General features: G+C 52.2%; 3 tRNA genes. All 3 read left to right on the top strand.

Annotated elements, in window-relative coordinates:
• Positions 1-2 precede the first annotated feature (2 nt).
• A tRNA-Phe gene (locus EYB30_RS16315) sits at positions 3-78 on the top strand.
• A 63-nt stretch (positions 79-141) separates the two neighbouring features.
• Positions 142-217, top strand: a tRNA-Thr gene (locus EYB30_RS16310).
• A 19-nt stretch (positions 218-236) separates the two neighbouring features.
• Positions 237-312 (top strand) — tRNA-Phe (locus EYB30_RS16305).
• Positions 313-314 lie beyond the last annotated feature (2 nt).

Raw genomic sequence — 314 nt, 5'->3', positions numbered from 1 at the left:
TTGCCCAGATAGCTCAGTCGGTAGAGCAGCGGATTGAAAATCCGCGTGTCGGTGGTTCGATTCCGCCTCTGGGCACCATCAGTTTAGGTGCTAAGTTGTTGCAAAGTATCAGACTTTAACAGCTTTTGCCACGTTGTCGCAGCCGCTTTAGCTCAGTTGGTAGAGCAACTGACTTGTAATCAGTAGGTCATCCGTTCGACTCGGATAAGCGGCACCATTTAGCGTCAGCCAGTTTTGCCCAGATAGCTCAGTCGGTAGAGCAGCGGATTGAAAATCCGCGTGTCGGTGGTTCGATTCCGCCTCTGGGCACCATC

The sequence above is a fragment of the Rheinheimera pleomorphica genome (genome assembly GCF_011634895.1).
GTDB classification, from domain to species: Bacteria; Pseudomonadota; Gammaproteobacteria; order Enterobacterales; family Alteromonadaceae; genus Alishewanella; species Alishewanella pleomorphica.
The sequence above is the reverse complement of the archived record's forward strand: the minus strand, read 5'-3'. Positions and strand labels throughout refer to the sequence as shown.